The organism is Vibrio sp. 1288 (genome assembly GCF_033344475.1).
In genome coordinates, this window is the sequence record NZ_JAWPOX010000080.1 from 1 (window position 1) to 2,137 (window position 2,137).

Genomic DNA, 2,137 nt, shown 5'->3' on the forward strand with positions numbered 1-2,137 from the left:
AGTTGGTTAGAATACCGGCCTGTCACGCCGGGGGTCGCGGGTTCGAGTCCCGTCCACTCCGCCACTTATATTAAGCCCCAGTCGAAAGACTGGGGCTTTTTCGTTTGGTCGTGTCCCCTAGAAATGCATTTACACATTGAAGGCGAGACAATACGACTTTCTTTACCCTTTTGGCACATGAGTTTCTCAGGAAGATGGGCCTGCTGCCTGCACTTCCAATTACTCCGAGTTTGTATCCTGTCCTCGTTGAAAGATTGGTCATTTGAACAATGAGTCTTTATAACACTCGCCCTCAACCGTAATAGAATGAATAGTCTTCCTCACTGCGCGTTTTGTTAGCGTCTCTCTTAAACAATAATTTTCTACATCTTATTTCTCAAACATTCATTGCTTCCATGTTTAGAGCGGGACCGTCGTTGCGTGGATTACGCAATTTCCCGAAATATAGTGAGGAAGAGAGCTAAGTCTTCCGAAAATTAATGCCTTTTAGAAAACTTTGTTTTCTTTGCTGAACTTGCTAGTAGCGATTAACCTAAGAGGAGTTCTTGAGGAGTATGTTTGATGATGCAACAAATAAAAAATGAAACGCTGAAATCTGTATTTAAGCAATGGTCTTCCGAAGAGGGAATTGTGGTCATCAACCCTGCAACTGAGCAAGAGTTAATTCGGTTAAAGCCTAGTACTCTTGATGAGTTAGATGATCTCATTGGTCAGTGCAAAACGGAGCAAGTCCGTTGGGCTAAATTAAGTGCCAAAGAGCGCTCTCGTCGTTTGAGGGGGTGGTATCAACTACTTCTTGATAATGCAGAAGACATAGCCACGATTATTACCTTAGAGCAGGGTAAACCTTTAGCTGAGAGCAAAGGGGAAGTGATGTATGGTGCCTCTTTTGTCGAGTGGTTCTCAGAAGAAGCAAAACGTGCTTATGGCGAAGTTATTCCTGCCCCCACGACAGATAGACGTCTATCTGCAATTCGCCAGCCTGTGGGAGTATGCGCTGCAATTACACCTTGGAACTTCCCTATTGCGATGATTACAAGAAAAGCAGCACCAGCCCTAGCGGCAGGTTGTGGCATGTTGATCAAGCCATCAGAGCTTACCCCTCTCACTGCAATTGCTGTTGTTGAATTAGCTTATCAGGCTGGTATCCCTAAAGAACTGCTTTCTGTCGTGGTGTCGGAGCAGGCTGCTGAGTTTGGTCAAGTACTAAGTACTGATCCTAGGATTCAGAAGATCTCTTTTACGGGGTCTACGCGCGTTGGGAAGATTTTGATGAAGCAAGCCAGTGATTCAGTCAAGGCGGTGTCGATGGAGTTGGGTGGTAATGCGCCTTTCATCGTGTTTGAAGATGCAGACTTAGATGAGGCTACGGAAGGGCTTGTCGCGTCGAAGTTCCGTAATGCAGGGCAAACATGTGTTTGTACCAATCGGCTATATGTTCATAAAAATGTAAAACAAGCTTTTATTGATAAAGTATTGTCGAAGTTAAGCAAATTAAAGCTTGGAAATGGTTTAGAGAAAGGTGTCACATTAGGTCCTGTTATTACGATGGCCTCTAAGCATCGACTAGAGGCGGTGATCGATCAAGCTGTACAAGAAGGAGCCTCTATTGCTAACTCTCCACAGAGACGGCCTGGTCGCTTTATGGAGCCCGTTCTTTTGGATAGTGTGACGCAGAATATGTCGATTGTTCAGCAAGAGCTATTCGGGCCTGTGTTGCCTATTGTTACCTTTGAAAATGATTATCAAGTTCTCGAAATGGCGAACGATACAGAATATGGTTTGGCTTGCTATTTCTATACGAATAGCTTGAAGCGTATTGTGACTTTTAGTGAAGGTTTAGAGTACGGCATGGTTGGAGTTAATGAAGGGATCATCTCTACTGAAGTGGCTCCATTTGGTGGAGTTAAAGAGTCGGGTGTTGGACGGGAAGGTGCTAAGCAAGGACTCGATGAATATCTGGAGACAAAGTATATTTGTCTTGGTGGTTTAAGCTGATTTCAGAGATGGCCGATTGAATTAAAAAGCTAGGTTTTTACCTAGCTTTTTTTTAGTTGAAAGTGTGCCGTCCTAAATAAGGTTGACACTTTCTACCCCCAAAATTGGAGAGTGTTATGAAATCAACAACTAAAAGAAC

The 2,137-nt window shown here is 43.8% G+C and carries 1 protein-coding gene; it reads left to right on the forward strand.

The window, feature by feature from the left end; all coding sequences use genetic code 11:
• The first annotated feature begins 561 nt into the window (after nucleotides 1–561).
• Entirely contained in the window at nucleotides 562–1,998 is a 1,437-nt protein-coding gene (locus R8O11_RS24700; RefSeq protein ID WP_318194542.1) for an NAD-dependent succinate-semialdehyde dehydrogenase, read from the forward strand.
• Nucleotides 1,999–2,137 lie beyond the last annotated feature (139 nt).

Bases quoted from the DNA above. Each gene is read 5' to 3' on its own strand.
- R8O11_RS24700 (WP_318194542.1), top strand. From the start codon at position 562: ATGATGCAACAAATAAAAAATGAAACGCTGAAATCTGTATTTAAGCAA.